General features: G+C 63.2%; 20 protein-coding genes. 5 read left to right on the top strand and 15 right to left on the bottom strand.

All coding sequences use genetic code 11. The annotated features are described in order from the left end of the window. Nucleotides 1-15: 15 nt before the first annotated feature. From betB to BM059_RS03080, 6 genes are all read right to left on the bottom strand, one after another. Nucleotides 16-1,488, bottom strand: a complete 1,473-nt coding sequence (gene betB / locus BM059_RS03105; RefSeq protein WP_074936640.1) for a betaine-aldehyde dehydrogenase — start codon at nt 1,486-1,488, stop codon at nt 16-18. A gap of 314 nt (nt 1,489-1,802) precedes the next feature. Then, the gene (gene betI, locus BM059_RS03100; protein ID WP_037004468.1) at nt 1,803-2,393 is read right to left on the bottom strand and encodes a transcriptional regulator BetI; all 591 of its coding nucleotides are present in this window, start codon (nt 2,391-2,393) and stop codon (nt 1,803-1,805) included. A gap of 184 nt (nt 2,394-2,577) precedes the next feature. After that, nucleotides 2,578-3,429 carry a glycine betaine ABC transporter substrate-binding protein gene (locus BM059_RS03095; RefSeq protein ID WP_037004472.1) on the bottom strand — a complete coding sequence of 284 codons (852 nt, stop codon included), beginning with the start codon at nt 3,427-3,429 and terminating at the stop codon, nt 2,578-2,580. 207 nt (nt 3,430-3,636) lie between these two features. Then, entirely contained in the window at nt 3,637-4,581 is a 945-nt protein-coding gene (locus BM059_RS03090) for a choline ABC transporter substrate-binding protein (protein ID WP_037004475.1), read from the bottom strand. A 30-nt stretch (nt 4,582-4,611) separates the two neighbouring features. Beyond that, the gene (locus tag BM059_RS03085) at nt 4,612-5,496 is read right to left on the bottom strand and encodes an ABC transporter permease (protein ID WP_037004477.1); all 885 of its coding nucleotides are present in this window, start codon (nt 5,494-5,496) and stop codon (nt 4,612-4,614) included. Beyond that, nucleotides 5,489-6,694, bottom strand: coding sequence for a quaternary amine ABC transporter ATP-binding protein (locus BM059_RS03080; protein ID WP_074936638.1), 1,206 nt, complete (start codon nt 6,692-6,694; stop codon nt 5,489-5,491). Before BM059_RS03080 ends, BM059_RS03085 begins: the two co-directional genes overlap by 8 nt. Before the next feature lie 592 nt (nt 6,695-7,286). On the opposite strand from BM059_RS03080, the gene BM059_RS25135 reads away from it, so the two are divergent. Beyond that, complete coding sequence (locus BM059_RS25135) at nt 7,287-7,583, top strand: hypothetical protein (RefSeq protein WP_139220696.1); 297 nt, start codon at nt 7,287-7,289, stop codon at nt 7,581-7,583. A gap of 86 nt (nt 7,584-7,669) precedes the next feature. On the opposite strand, the gene BM059_RS03075 is transcribed toward BM059_RS25135, so the two are convergent. After that, complete coding sequence (locus BM059_RS03075; RefSeq protein ID WP_074936636.1) at nt 7,670-8,614, bottom strand: ABC transporter substrate-binding protein; 945 nt, start codon at nt 8,612-8,614, stop codon at nt 7,670-7,672. 692 nt (nt 8,615-9,306) lie between these two features. Between BM059_RS03075 and gbdR the strand changes: the two genes are divergently transcribed. Further along, nucleotides 9,307-10,401, top strand: coding sequence for a choline metabolism transcriptional regulator GbdR (gbdR, locus tag BM059_RS03070; protein ID WP_037004483.1), 1,095 nt, complete (start codon nt 9,307-9,309; stop codon nt 10,399-10,401). Between the two features lie 102 nt (nt 10,402-10,503). On the opposite strand, the gene BM059_RS03065 is transcribed toward gbdR, so the two are convergent. The 8 genes from BM059_RS03065 to BM059_RS03030 form a co-directional block, all read right to left on the bottom strand. Beyond that, on the bottom strand, nt 10,504-10,755 hold the full coding sequence (locus BM059_RS03065; RefSeq protein ID WP_037004484.1) for a hypothetical protein: 252 nt from the start codon (nt 10,753-10,755) through the stop codon (nt 10,504-10,506). 162 nt (nt 10,756-10,917) lie between these two features. Next, complete coding sequence (gene etfB, locus BM059_RS03060) at nt 10,918-11,691, bottom strand: electron transfer flavoprotein subunit beta (RefSeq protein WP_074936634.1); 774 nt, start codon at nt 11,689-11,691, stop codon at nt 10,918-10,920. A gap of 74 nt (nt 11,692-11,765) precedes the next feature. Further along, a complete protein-coding gene (gene etfA / locus BM059_RS03055; protein ID WP_074936632.1) occupies nt 11,766-12,995 on the bottom strand; it encodes an electron transfer flavoprotein subunit alpha in 1,230 nt (409 codons plus the stop codon). 160 nt (nt 12,996-13,155) lie between these two features. After that, nucleotides 13,156-15,117 carry a dimethylglycine demethylation protein DgcB gene (dgcB, locus tag BM059_RS03050; protein ID WP_074936631.1) on the bottom strand — a complete coding sequence of 654 codons (1,962 nt, stop codon included), beginning with the start codon at nt 15,115-15,117 and terminating at the stop codon, nt 13,156-13,158. 143 nt (nt 15,118-15,260) lie between these two features. Then, on the bottom strand, nt 15,261-17,321 hold the full coding sequence (gene dgcA, locus BM059_RS03045; RefSeq protein WP_074936629.1) for a dimethylglycine demethylation protein DgcA: 2,061 nt from the start codon (nt 17,319-17,321) through the stop codon (nt 15,261-15,263). A gap of 93 nt (nt 17,322-17,414) precedes the next feature. Continuing rightward, the gene (locus tag BM059_RS03040; RefSeq protein ID WP_074936627.1) at nt 17,415-17,945 is read right to left on the bottom strand and encodes a DUF5943 domain-containing protein; all 531 of its coding nucleotides are present in this window, start codon (nt 17,943-17,945) and stop codon (nt 17,415-17,417) included. Nucleotides 17,946-18,065: 120 nt separating this feature from the next. Beyond that, entirely contained in the window at nt 18,066-19,043 is a 978-nt protein-coding gene (locus BM059_RS03035; protein WP_037004493.1) for a dipeptidase, read from the bottom strand. A 259-nt stretch (nt 19,044-19,302) separates the two neighbouring features. Continuing rightward, nucleotides 19,303-20,247 carry a GlxA family transcriptional regulator gene (locus tag BM059_RS03030; protein ID WP_074936625.1) on the bottom strand — a complete coding sequence of 315 codons (945 nt, stop codon included), beginning with the start codon at nt 20,245-20,247 and terminating at the stop codon, nt 19,303-19,305. Nucleotides 20,248-20,545: 298 nt separating this feature from the next. On the opposite strand from BM059_RS03030, the gene choX reads away from it, so the two are divergent. The 3 genes from choX (at nt 20,546) to BM059_RS03015 (ending at nt 23,584) form a co-directional block, all read left to right on the top strand. Beyond that, complete coding sequence (gene choX, locus BM059_RS03025) at nt 20,546-21,478, top strand: choline ABC transporter substrate-binding protein (RefSeq protein WP_037004496.1); 933 nt, start codon at nt 20,546-20,548, stop codon at nt 21,476-21,478. Nucleotides 21,479-21,576: 98 nt separating this feature from the next. Then, on the top strand, nt 21,577-22,464 hold the full coding sequence (locus tag BM059_RS03020; protein WP_074936624.1) for a 3-dehydrocarnitine:acetyl-CoA trimethylamine transferase CdhC: 888 nt from the start codon (nt 21,577-21,579) through the stop codon (nt 22,462-22,464). A 154-nt stretch (nt 22,465-22,618) separates the two neighbouring features. Continuing rightward, complete coding sequence (locus BM059_RS03015; RefSeq protein WP_074936622.1) at nt 22,619-23,584, top strand: L-carnitine dehydrogenase; 966 nt, start codon at nt 22,619-22,621, stop codon at nt 23,582-23,584. Nucleotides 23,585-23,638 lie beyond the last annotated feature (54 nt).

The following is a 23,638-nucleotide window of genomic DNA, read 5'->3' as shown; positions in this document are numbered from 1 at the left end:
GGCTTTTCGCGGCGATCAGAACACCGAGCTGTAGCCGCCAAGTTCGACCTGGACTGACTTGATACGGGTGTAGTGGCCGAGGGTGACCAGACCGTTCTCGCGGCCAACGCCGGACTGCTTGTAGCCGCCCACTGGCATCTCGGCCGGCGATTCGCCCCAGGTGTTGATCCAGCAGATACCGGCTTCCAGCTTGTGGATCACCCGGTGCGCGCGATTGAGGTCACGGGTCACCACGCCGGCGGCCAGGCCGTAGTCGGTGTCGTTGGCGCGGCGGATCACTTCCTCTTCGCTGTCGTAGACGAGGATGCTCATCACCGGCCCGAAGATTTCCTCGCGGACGATGGTCATGTCGTCCCGGCAGTCGGTGAATACGGTCGGCGCCACGTAGGCGCCTTTGGCGTAGTCGCCATCGGTGACGCGTGTGCCGCCGATCAGCAGGCGTGCACCCTCGCTGCGGCCCTTCTCGATGTAGCCGAGCACGCTGTCCATGTGCGCATAGCTCACCAGCGGGCCAAAGTTGGTGGCGTCGCTGAGTGGATCGCCGAGACGGATGCGTTTGACCCGCTCCAGCACCTTGGCCTCGAAGCGCGCTTGCAGCATGCGCGGCACGAATACGCGGGTGCCGTTGGTGCACACCTGGCCGGAGCTGTAGAAGTTGGCCATCACCGCGATGTCGGCGGCGCGGTCCAGGTCGGCGTCCTCGAACACGATCAGCGGCGACTTGCCGCCCAGCTCCATGGTCACTTCCTTGAGGCTGGAGCTGGAGGCACTGGCCATCACCTTCTTGCCGGTGACGGTACCGCCGGTGAAGGAAATCTTCTCGATACCCGGATGCTCGGTCAGCCACTGGCCGACTTCGCGACCGCTGCCGGTGAGCACGTTGAACACGCCGTCGGGTAGGCCGGCGTCGGTGTAGATTTCGGCTAGTTTCAGCGCGGTTAGCGAGGTGACTTCGCTGGGCTTGAAGATCATCGCGTTGCCGGCGGCCAGGGCCGGGGCGGATTTCCACAGGGCAATCTGGATCGGGTAGTTCCAGGCGCCGATGCCGGCGACAACACCCAGCGGCTCACGGCGGGTGTAGGCGAAGGCGGTCTCGCGCAGCGGGATCTGCTCGCCTTCGATGGCTGGGATCAGGCCGGCGTAGTACTCCAGCACGTCGGCGCCAGTGACGATGTCGACGTAACGGGTTTCGGACAGTGGCTTGCCGGTGTCGAGGGTTTCCAGCTCGGCCAGCTCATCATTGCGCTCACGCAGGATATCTACGGCTTTGCGCAGGATGCGCGAGCGTTGCATGGCAGTCATCGCTGCCCACACCTTCTGCCCTTCGGCTGCACTGGCCACGGCGTGGTCGACGTCTGCCTGGCTGGCGCGTTGCACCTTGGCCAGCACCTCACCGGTGGCCGGGTTGATGCTGTCGAAGGTTTCTCCACTGCTGGCGGCGACGTACTGGCCACCGATGTAGAGCTGCTGTTCGGCGAAACGGGGCATGGGCTGTCCTCTGCACTTGGCAATCTGCTTGAAGAACAGCCTATTTTATTTAAATTGAACGATCAATCAATAAAAACGACAGCGCACAGCCAAACGCGACATGCACGCCATGTACATGGCCGTAGGGTGCGCTGTGCGCACCGAGCGATCTTGAGAGGCTAAAAATCATAGAGCTGCACGCCTGCCAGGCATCACAGTCAGGTAGGGCGGGTGTAACCCGCCATCTTGGGCGGCGGGTTACACCCGCCCTACGCTACTGAGCTTTGCTCAGCCCGTAGGGTGGGCTTCAGCCCACAAGGGCAGGATGGATTGCCTTACAGGGCTTTGCTCAGCTGCAGGTCGAGGTAGTCATAGGCGATGCGCCGCGCTTGTTCGGTATCGAAGGCCTCGCCGGAGAGCGCGCCGCGCAGCCACAGGCCGTCGATCAGCGAAGCCAGGCCGCGGGCGGCGAAGCGTGCCTGATCTTGCGGCAGTACGCGATGGAACTGGCCACACAGGTTGGAATAGAGGCGGTGGTCGTTGACCCGCTGCAAGCGGCGCAGGGCCGGCTGGTGCATGCTGCTGGCCCAGAACGCCAGCCAGGTCTTCATCGCCGGGCCGCTTACCTGGCTTTCATCGAAGTTGCCATCGATCATCGCCTTCAGGTGTGCTTGCGGGTTGTCCTCGCGCAGCGCACGGCGGCGTGCGCCCACGGCCTCGCTGAGCGCCTGCATCAGGTGGCGCATGGTGGCTTCGAGCAGGCCATTCTTGTCGTTGAAGTAGTGGCTGATGATGCCGTTCGACACCCCTGCCAGGCGGGCGATATAGGCGATGCTGGCATCGGCCATGCCGACCTGGTCGACGGCTTCCAGGGTAGCGGCGATCAATTGCGAACGACGAATGGGCTGCATGCCGACCTTGGGCATGGGTGTCTCCACGGGGAACGAGTGGAGCGCAGTCTAGGCGGATTTTGATCGATCGATCAATTACATGGGTAGGGTGCGCCATGCGCACCGGCTTGTCGCTGATGGAGCCGGGTGCGCACGGCGCACCCTAGGGTAAGCGACAAAGCGGGCCGAAGCCCGCTTTGTGATGTGACTGGAGGAAGGCTTACTTCAGCCACTCCGCAACGCGATCCGGGTTCTTGGCGATCCAGTCCTTGGCGGCCTGATCCGGCTTGGCGCCTTCGCGAATGGCCAGCATCACCGAACCGACTTCTTCGCCGCTCCAGGAAATCTTGCTGAGGAAGGCGGCCGCGTCGGCGGCTTTTTCTTTCAGTGCCGGGTTGGCCACGGTGTCGACGCGCTCGTCGTCGCCGAAGACTTTTTTCGGATCTTCGAGGAAGCGCAGTTTCCACTTGGCGAACATCCAGTGCGGAATCCAGCCGGTGACCACGATCGGTTTTTGCGCCTTCTCGGCACGAGTCAGGGCGGTGGCCATGGCCGGGCCCGAGCTTGGCATCAGTTTGATGCTGGCCAGGTTGTATTCCTTGATGGCCTCTTCGGTGCGGCGCATCACGCCGGCACCGGCGTCGATGCCGGTGATCTTGCCGTCGAAGTCCTTGGCGTATTTCTCCAGGTCTTCGATGGACTTGGCTTGTACGTAGTCCGGTACGATTAGGCCGATCTTGGCGCCGGAGTAGTTGGTGCCTAGGATTTCCACCTTGTCCTTGAGTTTCTCGTAGTACTCGCCGTGGGTGGCCGGCAGCCAGGCGGAGAGGGTGGCGTCGAGGTCGCCGCGGGCTACGCCCTGCCACATGATGGCGGGTTCGACCGGCTTCAGTTCGACGCTGTAGCCGAGTTTGCTTTGCAGGATTTCTCCGGCGACATGGGTCACGGCGACGCTGTCGTCCCAGCCGTTGACGTAGCCGATCTTCAGGGTGGGTTTGTCGGCGGCGAGGGCGCTGCCCATGCCAATGGCCAGGGCGGCAGCGCCGAGGCAGAGATGCTTAAGTACGCGCATGTTTATTGTGCTCCATCAGTGAGTGGCAGTTGCAAAATCGTTGACTGGCTCGTTCTCATTGCGGGCCTTGCGAAACCGTGTTGCGCAGCAGATTGCCGGTTCGCGGGCAAAGTCTCCCCGTCACGGCCAGAAATCAGCCGCTAGCGTTCAACGAGGAGGTACCAGGCCCGAACCTTGGGTTGCGGGCCTGTATCGGGTCGCGGCCTGTTACAGCCCGACGTGTTTCTTCACGGCGGCAACCCCGTCCTGACCGTCGAAGGTGGTCACGCCGCTCAGCCACTGGTCGAGGATCGCCGGGTTGGCCTTGATCCAGGCTTTGGCGACGTCCTGCGGGTTTTCCTTCTCCAGCACCTTCTCCATCAGCTGGCTTTCGATATCGACGGTGAACTGCAGGTTGTTCAGCAGTTTGCCAACGTTCTCGCAGCGCGCTTCGTAATCCGGCGGTACCACGGTATAGACCTTGGCAGCGCCGTAGTCGGGGCCGAAGACGTCGTCACCGCCAGAGAGGTAGGTGATGTCGTGTTGGGTGTTCATCGGGTGCGGTGCCCAGCCCAGGAAGACGACCGGCTCTTTCTTCTTGATGGCGCGCGACACCTGTACCAGCATGCCGGCTTCGCTGGACTCGACCATGCGGAAGTCGCCCAGGTCGAACTGGTTGTTTTTGATCATGCCGTCGATCAACAGGTTGCCGTCGTTACCCGGCTCGATGCCGTAGATCTTGCCACCCAGTTGATCCTTGAACTTGGCGATGTCCTGGAAACTCTTCAGGCCGGCTTCGGCCGCGTAGGTCGGCACGGCCAGGGTGTACTTGGCGCCTTCGAGGTTGGCCTTGGGCAGTACCTTGACCCCGTCGCCCTTGAGGAAGGGCTCGATCACCGAGTCCATCGACGGCGCCCAGTAGCCGAGGAAGACATCGACCTGGCCGCTCTTCACGCCGGTGAAGGCGATAGGCACCGAGGCCATGATCTTGCGTGGCTGGTAGCCCAAGCCTTCGACCAGGGTCATGGCCACACCGGTGGTGGCGGCGATGTCGGCCCAGCCGATCTCGGCGAAGCGGACCTGTTTGCAGCTCGCCGGCTCGGCGGCCATGGCACCCTGCATCAGTACGCAGGACAGCAGGCCGATGGCGGCGGTGGTCTTGATCGTTTTCATCTGCGGTTCCCTGTGAAGTGAAAAAACGGATTAGCTAGACTGGCGCTGCAGCTTGCCACTGAACCAGGCGAATATGCCGCCTTTGGCGGTTTGCGGCGTGCCGAAACTTTCGGTGATGCGGTCGAGGATGATCGCCAGCAGCACCACGGCCATGCCGCTCTCGAAGCCTAGACCGATGTCCAGGCGCTGGATACTCGCCAGCACATCGTTACCCAGGCCGCCGGCGCCGACCATCGAGGCGATGATCACCATCGACAGGGCCATCATGATGGTCTGGTTGACCCCGGCCATGATCGACGGCATGGCGTTGGGCAGTTGCACCTTGAACAGCAGTTGGCGGCTGGTGCAGCCGAACGATTGGCCAGCTTCGACGATTTCCTTGTTCACCTGGCGGATGCCCAGGCTGGTCAGGCGTACCGCCGGCGGCATGGCGAAAATCACCGTGGCGATGATGCCGGGTACGCGGCCGAGGCCGAACAGCATGGCCGCCGGAATCAGGTAGACGAACGCCGGCATGGTCTGCATGAAATCCAACACCGGGCGGATAATCATCGCGACGCGCTCGCTGCGCGCGGCCCATATGCCCAGTGGGATACCCAGCAGCAGGCTGATCAGGGTGGCAGAGAAGGTCAGGCCGAGGGTGACCACGGTCTGCTCCCAGAAGCCGGTCATGACGATCAGGATGAAGGCCACCGCGGTGAATACCGCGAAGCGTGCACCAATGCGCCAGAGACCGAGGCCGACGAAGATGGCGATCAGCAGCCAGGCCGGCGGCAGCATCAACACCTTCTCGATGGCCTCGGAGAAGCCGGCGACCACGCTGCCAATGCTGTCGAAGGCGCCGCTGTAGTTATCCAGCAGGTGCTGGACGACGTCGTTGACCCAGCTACCCAGGTCGAGTTTCTTGTCACTCATTGGATTCCCCCTGCAGTCGGGTCAGCAGGCGGCCCTTACTGATGGCGCCGCAGTAATGGCCGTCGGCGTCTACCACCGGGATCGGACCTTCGTTGTCCACCAGACGGGTGATGACGTCTTCCAGTGGCATGTCTTCGGGTACCGGCACCACCTGTTTGAGCGCATCCGTTTCGAGTGGTCTGGGCTCGTCACCGTCGACCATCAGAGCGATCTTCTCCAGGCTGATGGAACCCTGGAAGTTGTTTTGCTCGTCGACGATGAAGGCGTAGTGCTTGTCCAGCGCCTGCAGCTCCTTGCAGATTTTCGCAGCGTCCGGCGCGCTGCCGTTGTAGACGTAGGTTGGCACGCTGTCGGCCATGAGCTGGCCTGCCGTGAGGTAACGGCTGGTGTCGACGGTGTCGAAGAAGTTGCGCACGTATTCGTTGGCTGGCTTCTCGATCAGCTCCTGCGGGGTGCCGACCTGGATCAGCTTGCCGCCTTCCATGATGCCGATGCGGGTACCGATACGCATGGCTTCTTCGATGTCGTGGGAGACGAAAATGATGGTGCGGCGATGAGTCTTCTGCAGCTCCAGCAGCACGTCCTGCATCTCGCGGCGCTTGAGTGGGTCGAGGGCGGAGAAGGCCTCGTCCATGATGATCATCGACGGGTTCACCGTCAGTGCACGGGCCAGGCCGACCCGTTGCTGCATACCGCCGGAGAGTTCGTGCGGGTACTTGTGAGCGAAGGTGTCCAGGCCGACCTGCTTGAGCACTTCCATGGCGCGCTTCTCGCGCTCCTTGCGGCCGGTGCCGGCCACTTCCAGGCCGAAGGCGGAGTTGTCCAGCACGCTGCGCGAAGGCATCAGGGCGAAGGACTGGAAGACCATGCTCATGTCGCGACGGCGCAGATCGATCAGTTGCGATTGCGGCAGCTTGGCTACGTTCTGACCATCGATGAAGACATCACCGGCACTGGGCTCGACCAGACGGTTGATCAGACGAATCAGGGTGGATTTGCCAGAACCGGACAGGCCCATGAGCACGAAGATTTCGCCCTCTTCGACGCTGAACGACACATCGCTGACGCCGATCACGGCGCCTTTCTCGGCCAGAATCCTTTCCTTGCTCCAGCCTTCCTTGAGCAGGTCGATGGCTTCTTGTGGGTTGGAGCCGAAAACCTTGTACAGGTGTTCGACCACGATCTTTCCAGACTGCATGGGACATTTCCCCTTCAATCGGCATCCAGTTCGCGCTGGCACGGCTGAGTACGCATCTTCGAAGCGTAGAACAGCTGTGTCAGGCCTCTGATACCTGTGTGGGTGTTTGCTGAGTTTCGGGGCTGACGAGCGCTTCGCGGCAGGCGTCGGATGTGGCGCTCGGGCACGCTGCAACGGACGCGGCTGGTGGCAAAGGCTGCCCGCTGCGTCGTTGCAATATGTCGATGAGTGACCACTGTCTTGCCGTGCTGCAAACCGCTTTCCAAACCCTCTGGCAGTGTTTCGAAGCCCATTCCCTTGGGGTTTCATGCGTCGTCCTGGCGCATGCGTACATCCGAAATTTCTTGTTGGGCTGGCGCCCTATCGATAGTGGGCCAGCGCTTGTATGTTCTTCGGTCCGGGGCGGTGGGCCCCAGTCTGCCGTTCCCCTCGGGAGACGGCAGCGACGTCATCAGCTGACTCAACGATATAGTCTTGGGGTATGCGCAATTATCGATTTGCGACCCTGACGTGTTGGGCGACGACACGGCCCATCACGACACATCTTTTCCAGTGTTTTGGTTGTTTCCCCGGCTCCTGAAAGCACTGCAGCATGCCGTTGCGAATAGCGCTCGATGCGAGCATCGAAGTGCGCTTTCGAGAACGTGCCTTAAAAACCTTAACAGACTTTTTTGTCCCTTGGCCAAGGCTCAAAGCCGCGCCGATGCTGGTTTTCAGCTCTTCGGGCAAGGCGCAGGCAGCGTACTGCGGGGGCTGTGGCGATGTTGAAAAAAATTTACATGCAGGGGCGCAGGTGTGCAGAAAAGCGCTGAAAACGCGAAAGTCGGCGCAATGTGACCAGGTGGTCACGGTGGATCTCTCTTGCGAGCCTGCCCGTGATTGTCGGTGAGAGGAGTACACGAGGCTTCGAGCTTCGGCGTGCTCTCTGCTTTCTGCCATTTTTATTGGTTTTTCTCGGCTATTTCGTTGAATTTATCAGTCATTAGCTACCAGTGATATGTCGAACACCTTGCTGACGGGGTCGCCTGTGTAGCGGGTGACGCCCTCCAGCCAGGCGGCGACCATCTGCGGATTGTCTTCGATCCATTGCTTGGCCACGCGGCGGCGATTGGTATTGCCTTCCAGCACGGCGCTCATCAAGTGGTTTTCTGCGGCGATGGTGAAGGTCATGTTGCGAAACAGCCTGGCCAGGTTGGGGCACTGCTGGCTGAAGCCGCCGCGTGCCACCGTGTTGACCTGCGCTGCGCCGTAATTGGGACCGAAATAATCATCGCCACCGGCCAGATAGCTCATCTTCAGACGCTCGTTCATCGGGTGCGGTTCCCAGCCCAGAAAAACTGCCCATTTGCCCAGGCGCTGAGCGCGTTCGACGTGGTTGAGCATGCCGCTTTCGCTGGACTCCACCAGGGTGAATCCCTGCAAGCCGAATACGTTGTCGCGGATCATGCCTTTGACCATTTCGTTGCCTTCGTTGCCGGGCTCGATACCGAAGATCTGCCCGCCGAGCTCGTCCTTGAAGCGATGAATGTCGGCGAAGTCCTTGAGCCCGGCTTCATAACCTGGTGCCAGCACCGCCAGGGTGTAGCGCACCGTGGGCAGGTTGGTGTGCAGCTTTTCGATCTTGCCGCTGTCCAGGTGCGGCTGCACCTGCTCGCTTTGCGCCGGCATCCAGTTACCGAGGAATACGTCCAGCTGGCCTTCGGACAAGCTGCGGTAGGTGTCGGGCAACGACATGCGGCGGATCTGTGTGCGGTAGCCGATCTCGCCCAGTACCAGGCGTGCGACAGCGGTGGTCATGGTGATGTCGGTCCAGCCGACATCGCTCAGCCGCACCAGCTCGCAGCGCTCGGCTTCGGCGGCGTGCAATGCACTGGAGGTGGTGAGGGCAATCACGAGCAGCCAGCGAGCGAATCTGTTCATGGGTCGTGCCTCTGTTCGGGCGGCTGAAACCGCTGGAAGATTCCTGGGAAGGACGATGGGTTATTTCACAGCAAGAGGTGGGCCGCTCCCTGGGCGAGAAGCGACACTGGCATGTCGAGAAAAGACCTTGGCTCACGGCGTGATTGGATAAGGGGGAGTCGGTTGGAGGTTTGGGCGCGCTGGTCAAAACTGCATTATCGCCAACGAGCCAGGTAATACCGGGTGCTCGTCACGTCTTGTGGGACTGACGGAGTGTCGACTGCTCTGGCACTGATTTGTCCTGATCTTTGCTGGTGCAGCGATTCTGGAAAACCCCTGGTTTCGCGAGATTTTGGTGCGGTGCTCGCGACTATCGGTCGTGTCAGGTGTGACCGGCTGGTCGACGTTGTTACCGTCCGTCCGTTACTGCCAGCCCGGGACGCCGTAGCAGGCTGTTCGGTCCGTGCTACCGAAATGCTCAAAGCCTTTTACCGTGAGGCTTTGAGAGCGTTTCTCAGGCCCTTGAGACAGGGTTGGAAGGCCCGTCTGGTGCGTCGTGCATCCATGGTCTATTTTTTATTGAACGCCCATTCAATTTAGGCATGACCTTTGCCTTAGTATGGATAGCAGCTCGGGCAGCAAATCCGGGCGAGAAGAAAACAGAGGCCCATCTCGATTGGGCTCATACCGTGCTTAGCGTGAGGGTTTCATCAATGCCGCAGTTCAGCCAAGGGGCGCAACCCCAGAACCGTGTCGCCCAGTCCATCGGCTTCCTGCTCCTGGACAACTTCACCCTGATTTCCCTCGCATCGGCGGTGGAACCCCTGCGCATGGCCAACCAGCTTTCCGGCAAGGAACTGTATCGTTGGCACACCCTCACGCATGACGGCCTTCCGGTCTGCGCCAGCGATGGCTTGCAGATCACCCCGGACGCCGCCATGCAGAATTCTCCGGCGCTGGATGCGGTGATCGTCTGCGGTGGCGTGGACATCCAGCACAGCGTCAAGCGTGAGCACGTCAGCTGGCTGCAACTGCAGGCGCGCCAGGGCCGTCAGCTCGGTGCGGTATGCACCGGCAGCTGGGCGCTGGCCAAGGCCGGTCTGCTCGATGGCTACGATTGCAGTGTGCACTGGGAGTGCCTGGCCTCGATGCAGGAAGCCTTCCCGCGCGCGGCCATCACTACTCGCCTGTTCTCCATCGACCGCAATCGCAACACCTCGTCCGGAGGCACCGCGCCGATGGACATGATGCTGCACCTGATCGGCCAGCTGCACGGTCGTGAACTGGCCGCCGGCATCTCCGAGATGTTCATCTACGAGCGCATCCGCAACGAGCAGGACCACCAGCGCGTGCCGCTCAAGCACATGCTCGGCAGCAACCAGCCGAAGCTGCAGGAAATCGTCGCGTTGATGGAGGCCAACCTGGAGGAGCCGATAGATCTCGACGAGCTGGCCTGCTTCGTCGACATCTCTCGTCGCCAGCTCGAACGCCTGTTCCAGAAGTACCTGCACTGCTCGCCGTCGCGTTACTACCTCAAGCTGCGCCTGATCCGTGCGCGCCAGCTGCTCAAGCAAACCAGCATGTCGATCATCGAAGTGGCCTCGGTCTGCGGCTTCGTTTCCACGCCGCATTTCTCCAAGTGCTACCGCGAATACTTCGGCATTCCGCCGCGCGACGAACGTGCCGGCCAGCAGGGCAACAACCTGGTGGTGCTGCTGCCAATCCCCGAGCAGCAGGTCAACTCCAGTGCCGTGCTGGCGCTGAACCGCGCCCAGGGTGAATCGACTTTCGCCAGCGTACGTATCTGACTCGAACTGCAATGAAAACGGGGCGCCAGTGGCACCCCGTTTTCATTGCGTCGTTGCTGTAGGGTGTCCGTCCGTAGGGTGCGCCGTGCGCACCGAGCAATATCAGGTCGGTTTCGGTACCAGCGCCGGCAATAGATGCCGGCTGATGGCTTCGCGCACGTTGGGCAGCAGGGTGGCGCTGCCACCGAGCAACTCTTCCACCAGATGGCGCAGGGCCACGGCGCGTTCAGCGCTGAGGCCACTGACGGCCAGCTCGCAAGCGTGCTCTGGCGACGTACCATCGGGAATGCTCAGGCCCAGTGCTACCAGGCGTTCGCGGAAGTCTTCCTGGTCGATCAGATCGGCATGCATCATGGTCGTGACTCCTTGTGGAAAAGCAGGCGTTTAAAAACGTAGGCGAGGCAGCCAGTGCAAGGCAAAAACAGGCGAAAAAGCGGAGTTTACGAGTTGTAAATGAGCATTTTGAGCCTGTTTTTAACGCCGCAATGGCAACGCAGGTAGTTTTTAAACTGCCTGCTAGCGCAGGACGCCCTCTTCGATCAGCAGCTTGAAGATAGCCTCTGCTCCCTCCTGTGGCGAGACGTCCTTGAGGATCTGGCCGCCACCCCCGCTGGCTTTGGCCGTCGCTGCCTTCATCCGTTCCGCACCGGTCTTGGCCTTGATCACCTTGAGACGTTTGGGGCGGGGCTTTGCCGGCTGCAGGCTAGCCTCGGCCAGCAGTGTGTCATCCACCACTGTCACTTCATGCGCTTCGACCTGCCCGCGGCGGGCCGGGCCGAAGGCACTCTGCCGCGCGACCGGCGCGGCGTTGTCGACACTGGCGACACAGGGCAGGCGTACCTTGAGCCGGCGCCGCTGACCGCGTGGCAAGGCTTGCAATACCTGAGCCACGCCGTTTTCCACTTTCTCCACTTCGGCCAGGCCGACGACCATCGGCCAGCCCAGGCGCTCGGCCAGCAGGAACGGCAGCATGCCCGAACCCTCGCCGGTTTCCGCCTGGCTGCCGGTCAGCACCAACTGCGTGCGGCTGCCTTGCAGGTAGTCGACCAGTAGCGGCAGGGCGTCGGCGCTGTCTGGTTGCTCCAGTACATCGAGCTGTTCCAGGCCCATGCCCAGATAACCGCGCAGGGCTTCGGCCTGCGGGTCGCCAGCGTGCAGCAATTGCAGGTTCTGTCCCGCCAGGCGCAGGCCGAGTTCCACTGCACGGGCGTCCTGCTCGGCGCGCCGTGGGCGACCGGAGGTCGGGTGAGCGCCCACCGAGACCAGGGCGACGATATTCAGATCAGTCATGCTTCACCCGTAGCCCGGATGCAATCCGGGGATCGGTGTTGAGGGCCCCGGATTGCATCCGGGCTACACAGTTCTTAGGCAGCATCGCGCTTGCCCTCCTGGCGCCAGGCAGCGACGCGCTCCATCAGCGCCGCCAGGATTGCCGCCGAGTCGCCGATCACCGAAAGGTCAGCACGTTTGATCATGTCGCAGCCGGGATCCATGTTCACTGCCACCACCTTGTCGCAGGCGCCGATGCCCTGCAGGTGCTGGATGGCGCCGGAGATGCCGACGGCCAGATAGACGCGGGCGGTGACCCAGGTGCCGGTAGCGCCGACCTGGCGGTTGCGCGGCATGAAGCCGTCGTCGACCGCAACGCGCGAGGCGCCTTCGGTGGCGCCGAGGGCAACGGCGGCCTGGTGGAACAGCTCCCAGTTCTTCACGCCGTTGCCGCCGGAGAGAATGAACTCGGCTTCGGCCAGGGGGATCTGCGCCGGGTCGACGGCCACCGGGCCGAGATCTTCGATGCGCGGCAGGCTGTGGGCGACCTTTTCGGCCAGCTCCAGCGAGCGGACTTCATGGCGGGTTTCGCTGACCGGTTCGGCGCATTCGGCGGCGGCCAGGATCAGGCGTGGCAGCGTGCGCTGGATATCCTGCTGGCCACTGCCGGCACGGCCGATGGCTTGCTCGCCGGCGACCTGCCAGACGCGCGTGGCCGGGCGCTCACCGAGCTTGGCGGCCAGGCGGCGGCCCAGTTCGCCGCCACCGCTGCGGCTGTCGGGCAGCAGCCAATGGCGCGGTGCTAGGTGGCTTTCCACTGCGCTCAGCGCGAGCACGCGAGCTTCCGGGGCGTAGCCGTCGAAGGCTTCGCCCGCGATGCGCAACAGGCGGTCGACGCCGGCCGTGTCGAAGGCGCCTTCCTTGTCCTCGCCGAACACCACGGCGACCACGGCGCCGCTTTCACCGGCCAGCTTGCGGGCCAGGCCGAGCAGATCCTTGTCATGGCTGGACAGACGGCCGCCGACCATGTCCGGCACCACGCAGATGTGGAACGCCGGTTGTTCGAGGATATGCAGCGGCAGTTGCACTGCGACGCTGGCGCTGCTGCGTTTGCTGCTGGTGCCCTGCTGGGCGCCGCTGCGGTCGATGCGCTTGAGCCCGGCCGGGCCGATGAATCCAGCGGCGATGGCATGCGGGTTCTTGCGGATGATGCCATTGGGGCCCATCCAGCTGGTTTCGGCCTTCTGCATCGACGCATGCAACGGGTGCAGACGGTTGCGGGCGATCCACTCGGCGCGAGGGTCGCGGCGGATGATGTCGCTCATGCTGCGCTCTCCTGGTCAGGCACGGACGGTTCCCTCGCCCCCTTGGGGGAGAGGGTTAGGGAGAGGGGGAAGCAGGCGACGTCGGCGTGGCCGGACATACCCTCTCCCCCGGCCCCTCTCCCGCAAGCGGGAGAGGGGAGACAAGCGGTTTGCGGCTTCATCACTGCACCTCCGCCACTTCGCGCTTGGCGGCGGGCCGCTTGGCCGGCACCTCGGTGGCTTCGATCAGTACCTCGGCCACCAGCTCGGCGATGTCCTTGATCTCCGGACGCGGCGCGACCACACCTTCGAGCATCGCGGTGCACTGTGGGCAGCCGACGGCGACCAACTCGGCGCCCGTTTCCTTGATGTCGACCATGCGCATATCGGGGATACGCTGCTTGCCAGGAATGTCGGTGATCGGTGCGCCGCCACCGCCGCCGCAGCAGCGTGAGCGGAAGCCCGAGCGTTCCATTTCCTTGACCTCGATGCCGATGGCCTTGAGCACCGCGCGTGGCGCTTCATACTCGCCGTTGTAACGGCCGAGGTAGCAGGGGTCGTGATAGGTGACGCTGGCAGCCTTGCTCTGGCCGAGATTCAGCGCGCCCTTGCGCACCAGCTCGTCGATGAAGGTACTGTGGTGCAGAACCTGGTAGTTGCCGCCGAGCGTGCCGTATTCGTTCTTCAGCACGTGGAAGCTGTGAGGATCGCAGCTGACGATGCGCTTGAAGCGGTACTTGGCCAGGGTGGCGATGTTGCGCTTGGCCAGGTTCTGGAAGGTCGCCTCGTCACCCAGGCGGCGAGCCACGTCGCCGCTGTCGCGTTCTTCCAGGCCGAGCACGGCGAAGTCGACGTCGGCAGCCTTGAGGATCTTCACGAAGGCGCGCAGGGTGCGCTGATTGCGCATGTCGAAGGCGCCGTCACCGACCCAGAACAACACATCGGTTTCGCCCTTATCGGCGAGCAGCGGCAGGTTCAGGTCGGCGGCCCAGTTCAGGCGACCGCCGGGGTTGAAGCCGCCGGGGTTGTCGGTGGCGATCAGGTTATCCAATACCTCGGCGCCCTTGTTCGGCGTCGCCCCCTTCTCAAGCGTGAGATGACGGCGCATATCGACGATGGCGTCGACGTGCTCGATCATCATCGGGCATTCCTCGACGCAGGCGCGGCAGGTCGTGCACGACCACAGGGTGTCGGCATCGACCAGCGCCTTGCCTTCGAGGGCGACGATTGGTAGGTGTGGGCCGCCGCTGTGCTCGCCCAGTGGCTTGCCAGGGTAGGGCGAGCCGGCGAAGTTGGCGTCATTGCCGCCGGCCAGGCCGATGACCATGTCCTGGATCAGTTTCTTCGGGTTCAGCGGCTGGCCAGCGGCGAAGGCCGGGCACATGGCCTCGCACTTGCCGCACTGCACGCAGGCGTCGAAGCCGAGCAGTTGGTTCCAGGTGAAGTCGGTGGGTTTCTCCACGCCCAGCGGGGCTTTGCGGTCGTCCAGATCGAGGGCTTTCAAGCCCGTAGAGCGACCACCACCGAAGCGTTCGCTGCGACGGTGCCAGGCCAGGTGCAGGGCACCGGCGAAGGCGTGTTTCATCGGCCCACCCCAGGTCATGCCCAGGAACAACTCGGACACGCCCCAGGCCACACCCACTGCGAGGATGGCGGCGAGAATCCATCCACCAAAACCAGCGGGAAGAATCCCGGCAACCGGCAACGTGGCGATAAAGAAGCTGACGGCGAACATCAGCAGGCTTTTCGGCAGACGCATCCATGGGCCTTTCGACAGCCGCGAGGGCGGATCGAGACGACGCTTGGCGACGAACAGGGCGCCGACGAACATCAGCACTGTGGCCGCCAGCAGGGCGAAGCCGAGGATACGGTTATGCAGGCCGAAACCGTGCACGACGATGGCCAGCACTGCCGCCAGCACGAAGCCACCGGCGGTGGCGACGTGGGTCTTGGACATGTATTTGTCGCGCTCGACCACATGGTGCAGATCCACCAGATAGCGACGCGGCATCTTCAGCAGACCGCCGATCCAGTCGACCTTGGCTGGTCGGCCGCGACGCCACATGAAGAAGCGCTTGGCCGCCCCGATGACCGCGAGGGCCAGGGCGGCGAAGAGCAGGATGGGGAGAATGGTGTTTAGCATGATGGCTCCTGGCGAACTCATCGAAACGCAGCGCAGTTCTGTACGAGCGGCTTCAGCCGCGATGCCGTCGACTCTCCGAGTGACATCGCTTCGTGGCTGAAGCGGATCGCCGCCCGGCCGCTCCTACGTGAATCAGAACGCCGTCAGAAGTCCTTGCACAGGCGCAAGGCGTCGTAGATCGCCGCGTGGGTGTTGCGCTGGGCCACGCAGTCGCCGATGCGGAACAGCAGGTAACCATCGCCCGACTCGCTCAGGCACGGCTGCGGTTTGATCGCGAACAGTGCGTCGACGTCGATCTGACCCTTGTTGCGCGAGCCTTCCTTGAGGGCGTAGTACAGCGACTCGTCCGGACGAACGCCGTTCTCCACCACCACCTGGTCGACCACGCGCTCTTCCTTGGCACCGGTGTATTCGTTCTCCAATACGGCGACCAGCTTGTCGCCTTCGCGGTAGACCTTCTCCAGCATCAGGTCACCGGTCATGATCACTTCTTTCGGATACAGGCTGCGGTAGTAGGTAGGGAAGCTGGTGCCGCCGATGGCCACGCCCGGCTTGATGTCGTCGGTGACGATCTCCACCTGCGAGCCTTTGTCCGCCAGGTAGTCAGCGACCGACATGCCGGTGAACTCGCAGATGGTGTCGTACACCAGTACGTTCTTGCCTGGTTCGACCTTGCCCGAGAGCACGTCCCAGCTACTCACCACCAGGCCTTCGTCGGCGCCCCAGTGCTCGTTTTGTTCGAGGAACGGATGGCCGCCGTTGGCCAGGACGATGATGTCCGGGCGCAGGTCGAGGAGGGTCGCCTCGTCGGCCGCAGTGCCCAGGCGCAGGTCGATGCCCAGGCGTGCCAGTTCCAGCTGGTACCAGCGGGTGATGCCGGCGATCTGGTCGCGTTGCGGAGCGCGGGCGGCGATGCTGATCTGCCCGCCCAGGCTGTCCTGCTTCTCGAACAGGGTCACGTCGTGGCCACGCTCGGCTGCGACACGTGCCGCCTCCATGCCGGCCGGGCCACCACCGACGACCACCACCTTGCGTTTCACGCCGGTGGTTTTCTCGATGATGTGCGGCACGCCCATGTACTCGCGGCTGGTCGCGGCGTTCTGGATGCACAGCACGTCCAGGCCCTGGTACTGGCGGTCGATGCAGTAGTTGGCGCCAACGCACTGCTTGATCTGGTCGATCTGGCCCATCTTGATCTTGGCGATCAGGTGCGGGTCGGCAATGTGCGCGCGGGTCATGCCGACCATGTCCACGTAGCCGCCTTCGAGAATGCGCGTGGCCTGGTTCGGGTCCTTGATGTTCTGCGCGTGCAGCACCGGTACCTTGACCACTTCCTTGATGCCAGCCGCCAGGTGCAGGAACGGCTCCGGCGGAAAGCTCATGTTGGGGATTACGTTGGCCAGGGTGTTGTGGGTGTCGCAGCCCGAGCCGACTACGCCGATGAAATCGAGCATGCCGGTGGCGTCGTAGTAGGCGGCGATCTGTTTCATGTCCTCGTGGGACAGGCCGTCCGGGTGGAATTCGTCACCGGTGATGCGCATGCCAACGCAGAAGTCGTCGCCGACTTCCTTGCGCACGGCCTTGAGCACTTCCAGGCCGAACTTCATGCGGCCTTCGAAGGTGCCGCCCCATTCGTCGGTGCGCTTGTTCACGCGCGGCGACCAGAACTGGTCGATCAGGTGCTGGTGCACGGCGGACAGTTCGACGCCGTCGAGACCGCCTTCCTTCGCGCGACGCGCAGCCTGGGCGTAGTTGCCGATGATGCGCCAGATTTCCTCGATCTCGATGGTCTTGCAGGTGGCTCGGTGCACCGGTTCACGGATGCCGGACGGCGACATCAGGGTCGGCCAGTGGTAGCCATCCCAACGCGAGCGGCGGCCCATGTGGGTAATCTGGATCATGATCTTGGCGCCGTGCTTGTGCATGGCGTCAGCGAGATTCTGGAAGTGCGGGATGATGCGGTCGGTGGACAGGTTCACCGAACTCCACCATTGCTGCGGGCTGTCGATGGCCACCACCGACGAACCGCCGCAGATGGCTAGGCCGATGCCGCCCTTGGCCTTCTCCTCGTAGTACTTCACGTAGCGCTCGGTGGTCATGCCTCCGTCGGTGGCATAGACCTCGGCGTGCGCAGTGGAGAGCACGCGGTTGCGGATGGTCAGCTTGCCGATCTGGATCGGCTGGAACATTGCTTCGAAGGCCATGACCTTCTCCTCGATTCGGCTGCTACGCGCTCACGGTGCGCGGTGTTCTTTCGTGGGGTGGATGGCTCGCGCCACCCACCGTGGCGTTCGGCTTTAAAGCGGGCGGGTAACGAACAGGCCGTCGTCATGGCCCTCTTCGGCGCCGCTGTATTCCTGCACGGTGACGGTGCGGATCGGGCTGCCCTTGGCGGCCAGGATCTGGTCGATGGCACCGGAGAACCAGCCGGTGAACATGTAATCCACCTTGCGATTCACTTTGCCGTAGACGTAAACGAAGGCCGAGTGCTTGAGCTTGACCTCGGCATAGCCAGTCTCCAGGTCGAGCTTCTGCGTTTCGAACAGGCCCCAGCCACGCTGCGACAGGCGCTTCATGTAGTGCTCGAATACGGCGGCGCCAGAAATGCCATGGCACTCGGCCTCCTTCTCGCACCAGTGCCAGGCGGACTTGTAGCCGGCCTTGTAGAGGATCTCGGCGTACTTGTCGGCGCCGAGCACTTCCTCGATGCCCATGTGGTTGTTGACGAAGAAATGCCGCGGCACGTAGAGCATCGGCAGCGCGTCGGTGGTCCAGACGCCAGTTTCGTCGTCGACCTGGATGGGCATTTCGGGGGCGTGGGTGGCCATGTACGGAAACTCCTGAGTTCGAATCGTAGGAGCGGCTTTAACCGCGAAGCTTCAGGGCATACCGTCCTTCGGGACGGCTCGCGGCTGAAGCCGCTCCTACAGAAATTGGGGTGGAAGGGCTTATTCGCCCCAGACGTCTTTCAGTACCCTTACCCAGTTCTCGCCCATGACCTTGCGCACCACGCGCTCGGGCATGCCGCGTTTGAGCAGGGTCTCGGTGAGGTTGGGGAATTCGCCCACGGTGCGGATGCCCAGTGGGTTGACGATCTTGCCGAAGCTGGTCAGGCGGCGGGCATAACCCTTGTCGTGGGTCAGCCACTCGAAGAATTCCTTGCCGTGGCCCTGGGTGAAGTCGGTGCCGATGCCGATGGCGTCTTCGCCGACGATGTTCATCACGTACTCGATGGCCTCGGCGTAGTCGTCGATGGTCGAGTCGATGCCCTTGGCCAGGAACGGCGCGAACATGGTCACGCCGACGAAGCCACCGTGGTCGGCGATGAACTTCAGTTCTTCATCGGACTTGTTGCGCGGGTGTTCCTTCAGGCCCGAGGGCAGGCAGTGCGAGTAGCAGACCGGCTTCTTCGACTCGAGGATGACCTCTTCAGAGGTCTTGGAGCCGACGTGGGACAGATCGCACATGATGCCGACGCGGTTCATCTCGGCGACGATCTCGCGGCCGAAGCCGGACAAGCCGCCGTCGCGCTCGTAGCAGCCGGTGCCGACCAGGTTCTGGGTGTTGTAGCACATCTGCACGATGCCCACGCCGAGCTGCTTGAACACCTCGACGTAGCCGATCTGATCCTCGAACGCATGGGCGTTCTGGAAGCCGTAGAGGATGCCGGTCTTGCCCTGCTCCTTGGCTTTGCGGATGTCGGCGGTGGTGCGCACCGGGATGACCAGGTCGCTGTTGTCGCGGATCAGGTTGTTGCTGGCAACGATGTTGTTCACCGTGGCCTGGAAACCTTCCCACACCGACACGGTGCAGTTGGCCGCGGTCAGGCCGCCTTTGCGCATGTCTTCGAACAGTTCGCGGTTCCACTTGGCGATGATCAGACCGTCGATGACGATGCTGTCGGCGTGCAATTCGGCTGGGCTCATCAGGCTTGTCCCCTAAACGGATGCGTCGAGTCGGTCGTCGGCGCTTTGGGGAGAGCTTATCCCTGGGGGGCTGGGCGACCCGGTGCAAAAACGACTGGGGGTTTGCCGAAAGCGTCAAGCCGAGGTCGCGAACGGATATGTGGCTTTGCATGTGACATCCCACTCCTACTGGTTGGTGTACGTTCAGTCGGTGCGCGTTGCGGGGTTGGCGCGATCGGTGCGAGGCCGGATGCGTCCCGGCTTTTAGGACTGGGGGATTTCAGTCCAGGCGCTCGTGGCGATCCTGGCTGGGGCTGGCGGCGAAGTGCCGGCGGTAGCTGCGCGAGAAATACGAGGCCGAATCGAAGCCACAGGCCAGGCTCACCTCGAGCACGCTGAGGTCGCTCTGGCGCAGCAGTTGGCGTGCCTTGTCCAGACGCAGGCCGAGGTAGAAGGCCGAGGGTGTGGTCGCCAGGTGATGACGGAACAGCCGCTCCAGCTGGCGTACGGTGATGCCGGCCAGCTCGGCCAGCTCCTCGCTGGATAGCGGCTGCTCGCACTGGCGCTCCATCTCGCTGATCACCCGCACCAGCTTCTTATTGTGCAGGTCGTAGCGGCTGGCGATCTGCATGCGCTGGTGATCCAGACGGGTGCGGATGCGGCTGACCACGAACTGCTCGGATACCTGCATCGCCAGCGGCTCGCCATGCGCCTGGCCGATCAGGCCGAGCATCAGGTCGAGGCTGCTGGTGCCACCGGCGCTGGTGATGCGCTTGCCGTCGATCTCGAACAGCTCCTGGGTGACCAGCAGCGCCGGGTAGCGCTCGCGAAAGGCCTCGATGGCTTCCCAGTGCAGGGTCAGGCGCTGGTGTTGGAACAGCCCGGCCTCGGCCAGCACGAAGCTGCCGGTGTCGATACCGCCGAGGATCACCAGTTCCGGCTCACGCCGTTGCAGCCAGTGCGCCAGGTGATGGTCGTAGTGGGCCAGCGGTTCGAAGCCGGCGACCACGAACAGCGCCTGGCTGTCAGCGGGCAATTCCAGGCTGTCGTCGACGTTGAGCGACATGCCGTTGCTGGCTTGCACGGCATTGCCGTCCTGGCTGAGCAGGCGCCAGCGGTACAGCTCGCCACGAAAACGATTAGCCACGCGCAGCGGTTCGATGGCCGACATCAGGCCCATCATCGAGAAACCGGGCAGCAGCAGGAAACAGAAGGTCTGGGGCATACAGGTCACGGCGCCGGGGCAGGGTGGCTGGTAGCCCGGATGCAATCCGGGGGCGGATTCCCGGTTTGCATCCGGTTACGGGCATGCCGAGAGATTAATCGGCCAGTAGGGTTTTCATGCAAGCAGAAAGTCGGTATGGGTCAATAAATAGTCGCTCAAGTGCGCATAAGGCGTGGAATCGAAGCGTAAGGTGGTTTCATCGGGAAACAAGAAACCCGAGCACGGTGGGGGTTCTGTCCGTTGGCAGACCTCTAGAAAAACGAAATAGAACCGCTGTGACACGATGAGGAGCACCCAGATGAAAGGTCTTACCGCGCTGGCCGCGTGCTGCACCCTGAGCCTGTTCAGTACCTCCCTGCTGGCCGACGACGCCAGTTGCAAGAACGTTCGCATCGGCGCCGTCGGCTGGACCGACGTGGTCGCCACCACCGCCGTCGCCAGCGAGCTGCTGCAGGGCCTCGGCTACGAAACCAAGCAGACCCAGGCGTCGCAACAGATCATCTTTGCCGGCATCCAGAAGGGGCAGATCGATGCCTTCCTCGGTTACTGGAAGCCGATCATGGACGACAACATCAAACCCTTCCTCGATGCCGGCGCGGTCAAGGTTGCGGCCGAGCCATCGTTGAACGATGCCGTGGCGGTGCTCGCAGTGCCGAGCTACACCGCCGACAAGGGTCTGAAGACCCTGGCCGATATCGCCAAATTCAAGGACGAGCTGGACGGCAAGATCTATGGCATCGAAGCCGGCTCCGGCGCCAATACGGCGATCCAGAAAATGATCGACACCAACCAGTTCGGCCTGGGCGGCTTCAAGCTGGTTGAGTCCAGTGAAGCTGGCATGCTCGCCGCTGTCGGCCGCGCTGTGCGCAACGAGAAACCGGTGGTGTTCTTCGGCTGGAAACCGCACCCGATGAACCTGTCGATGCAGGTCACCTACCTGACCGGTACCGACGACGTGTTCGGCCCCAACGATGGCGCCGCCACCGTGTCCACCGTTACCGCGCCGGACTACGCCGAGCGTTGCCCCAACGCCAACCGCCTGCTCACCAGCCTGCGCTTCACCAGCCAGCAGGAAGCCGAGCTGATGCAGCCGATCATGGACCGTAAACCGGCCGCCCAAGTGGCGCGTGACTGGATCAAGGCCAACCCGCAAGTGGTAGACGCCTGGCTTGAGGGCGTCACCACGCTGGACGGCAAGCCTGCTAACGCCGCGCTGGTCGCCGGCAACTGATAGCACGGCGCCGGTTGAGCCGGCGCCAACTCCCTTTTTGCACAACGCCTGCGGCCCTGCCGTCGGCACTCGTTCGCCTCTGGAAAGGACAGTCGAAAATGAATTACGAGGTTATCGTCACCTGCGCGGTGACCGGCGCTGGCGACACCGTCGGCAAGCACCCGGCGATCCCGGTCACGCCCAAGGAGATCGCCGCCGCCGCCATCGAGGCGGCCAAGGCCGGCGCTACTGTCGCCCATTGCCATGTGCGCGACCCGCAGACCGGCAAGCCGAGCCGCGATGTAGCGCTGTACCGCGAGCTGGTCGAGCGCATTCGTGAAAGCGACACCGACGTGATCATCAACCTCACCGCCGGTATGGGTGGCGACCTGGAGATTGGCCGGGGCGAGCAACCGCTGGAGTTCGGTGCTGGTACCGACCTGGTCGGGCCGATCACTCGGCTGGCGCATGTCGAGGAACTGCTGCCGGAAATCTGCACCCTGGACTGCGGCACGCTGAATTTTGGCGACGGCGATTTCATCTACGTCTCCACCCCGGCGCAACTGCGCGCCGGCGCCAAGCGCATCACCGAGCTGGGGGTGAAGGCCGAGCTGGAAGTCTTCGATACCGGCCACCTGTGGTTCGCCAAGCAGATGATCAAGGAAGGCCTGCTGGACGACCCGCTGATCCAGCTGTGCCTGGGCATTCCCTGGGGCGCGCCGGCCGACACCACGACCATGAAGGCCATGGCCGACAACCTGCCGCCAGACATCACCTGGGCCGGCTTCGGCATCGGCCGCATGCAGATGCCCATGGTCGCCCAGGCCATGCTGCTCGGCGGCCACGTGCGGGTGGGGCTGGAGGACAACATCTGGCTGGATCGCGGCGTGCACGCCAGCAATGGCCAGTTGGTCGAACGCGCCATCGAGATCATCGAGCGCCTCGGCGGCCGCGCCCTGACCCCGGCCGAGGGGCGGGAGAAGATGAAGCTCAAATCCAGACGCTAAGCCCGCTTCCTCCCCTCTCCCGCTTGCGGGAGAGGGGCAGGGGCGGCCCGCGATCGGGAGAGGGTTGGTCCCTCGCTCCGCTATCCCGGATGCAATCCGGGGCATTCCCTAACGCCAATTCCCCGGATTGCATCCGGGCTACCGGAGTTCAACCATGACCTTCGTCACCGATATCAAGACCTTCGCCGCCCTCGGCACCGGCGTCATCGGCGCCGGCTGGATCGCCCGCGCTTTGGCCCATGGCCTCGACGTCATCGCCTGGGACCCGGCGCCTGGCGCCGAGGCTGCGCTGCGCAAGCGTCTGGCCAATGCCTGGCCGGCGCTGGAAAAACAGGGCCTGGTCCCCGGCGCCTCGCTGAGTCGCCTGCGTTTCGTCAGCAGCATCGAAGACTGCGTGCGCGATGCCGATTTCATCCAGGAAAGCGCGCCCGAGCGCCTCGACCTCAAGTGCGAACTGCACGCCAAGATCAGTGCTGCAGCACGCCCCAACGTATTGATCGGCTCCAGCACCTCGGGTCTGCTGCCTAGCGAGTTCTACGAAGGCGCCGCGCATCCCGAACGTTGCGTGGTCGGCCATCCGTTCAATCCGGTGTACCTGCTGCCGCTGGTGGAAGTGGTGGGCGGGGCGAAGACCGCGCCCGAGGCGGTGCAGGCGGCGATTCAGGTCTACACCGGGCTGGGTATGCGCCCATTGCATGTGCGCAAGGAAGTCCCGGGCTTTATCGCCGACCGCCTGCTCGAAGCGCTATGGCGTGAGGCCTTGCACCTGGTCAACGATGGCGTGGCGACCACCGGCGAGATCGACGACGCGATCCGTTTCGGTGCCGGCCTGCGCTGGTCGTTCATGGGCAGCTTCCTGACCTACACCTTGGCTGGCGGCCCGGCCGGCATGCGCCACTTCATGGCGCAGTTCGGCCCGGCGCTGAAGCTGCCCTGGACGTACCTCGAAGCGCCGGAATTGACCGACGGGCTGATCGACGCGGTGGTCGAAGGCACCGCCGAGCAGCAGGGTGAACGCAGCCTGGACGCCCTGGAGCGCTATCGCGACGATTGCCTACTGGCGGTGCTGGAGGCGATTCGGCAGACCAAGGCCAAGCATGGTTTCGAGTTCGCCGAGTAATCGAGTCATTCCCGGTGCGCACGGCGCACCCTACGCACCGGGGCCACTTCTGGA

Source organism: Ectopseudomonas composti (assembly GCF_900115475.1).
Lineage (GTDB): Bacteria > Pseudomonadota > Gammaproteobacteria > Pseudomonadales > Pseudomonadaceae > Aquipseudomonas > Aquipseudomonas composti.
Note: the sequence above shows the minus strand (reverse complement) of the source record. Positions and strands in the feature narration are given on the sequence as shown.

Excerpts from the sequence above, each read along its gene's own strand:
- BM059_RS03040 (WP_074936627.1), bottom strand. The coding sequence starts at position 17,945 with ATGGCCACCCACGCCCCCGAAATGCCCATCCAGGTCGACGACGAAACT.
- BM059_RS03035 (WP_037004493.1), bottom strand. The coding sequence starts at position 19,043 with ATGAGCCCAGCCGAATTGCACGCCGACAGCATCGTCATCGACGGTCTG.
- dgcA (WP_074936629.1), bottom strand. The coding sequence starts at position 17,321 with ATGGCCTTCGAAGCAATGTTCCAGCCGATCCAGATCGGCAAGCTGACC.
- BM059_RS03030 (WP_074936625.1), bottom strand. The coding sequence starts at position 20,247 with ATGCCCCAGACCTTCTGTTTCCTGCTGCTGCCCGGTTTCTCGATGATG.
- choX (WP_037004496.1), top strand. The coding sequence starts at position 20,546 with ATGAAAGGTCTTACCGCGCTGGCCGCGTGCTGCACCCTGAGCCTGTTC.
- BM059_RS03075 (WP_074936636.1), bottom strand. The coding sequence starts at position 8,614 with ATGAACAGATTCGCTCGCTGGCTGCTCGTGATTGCCCTCACCACCTCC.
- BM059_RS03090 (WP_037004475.1), bottom strand. The coding sequence starts at position 4,581 with ATGAAAACGATCAAGACCACCGCCGCCATCGGCCTGCTGTCCTGCGTA.
- gbdR (WP_037004483.1), top strand. The coding sequence starts at position 9,307 with ATGCCGCAGTTCAGCCAAGGGGCGCAACCCCAGAACCGTGTCGCCCAG.
- BM059_RS03085 (WP_037004477.1), bottom strand. The coding sequence starts at position 5,496 with ATGAGTGACAAGAAACTCGACCTGGGTAGCTGGGTCAACGACGTCGTC.
- BM059_RS03095 (WP_037004472.1), bottom strand. The coding sequence starts at position 3,429 with ATGCGCGTACTTAAGCATCTCTGCCTCGGCGCTGCCGCCCTGGCCATT.
- BM059_RS03015 (WP_074936622.1), top strand. The coding sequence starts at position 22,619 with ATGACCTTCGTCACCGATATCAAGACCTTCGCCGCCCTCGGCACCGGC.
- betI (WP_037004468.1), bottom strand. The coding sequence starts at position 2,393 with ATGCCCAAGGTCGGCATGCAGCCCATTCGTCGTTCGCAATTGATCGCC.
- BM059_RS25135 (WP_139220696.1), top strand. The coding sequence starts at position 7,287 with ATGCCGTTGCGAATAGCGCTCGATGCGAGCATCGAAGTGCGCTTTCGA.
- betB (WP_074936640.1), bottom strand. The coding sequence starts at position 1,488 with ATGCCCCGTTTCGCCGAACAGCAGCTCTACATCGGTGGCCAGTACGTC.
- etfB (WP_074936634.1), bottom strand. The coding sequence starts at position 11,691 with ATGACTGATCTGAATATCGTCGCCCTGGTCTCGGTGGGCGCTCACCCG.
- dgcB (WP_074936631.1), bottom strand. The coding sequence starts at position 15,117 with ATGCTAAACACCATTCTCCCCATCCTGCTCTTCGCCGCCCTGGCCCTC.
- BM059_RS03020 (WP_074936624.1), top strand. The coding sequence starts at position 21,577 with ATGAATTACGAGGTTATCGTCACCTGCGCGGTGACCGGCGCTGGCGAC.
- BM059_RS03080 (WP_074936638.1), bottom strand. The coding sequence starts at position 6,694 with ATGCAGTCTGGAAAGATCGTGGTCGAACACCTGTACAAGGTTTTCGGC.
- BM059_RS03065 (WP_037004484.1), bottom strand. The coding sequence starts at position 10,755 with ATGATGCATGCCGATCTGATCGACCAGGAAGACTTCCGCGAACGCCTG.
- etfA (WP_074936632.1), bottom strand. The coding sequence starts at position 12,995 with ATGAGCGACATCATCCGCCGCGACCCTCGCGCCGAGTGGATCGCCCGC.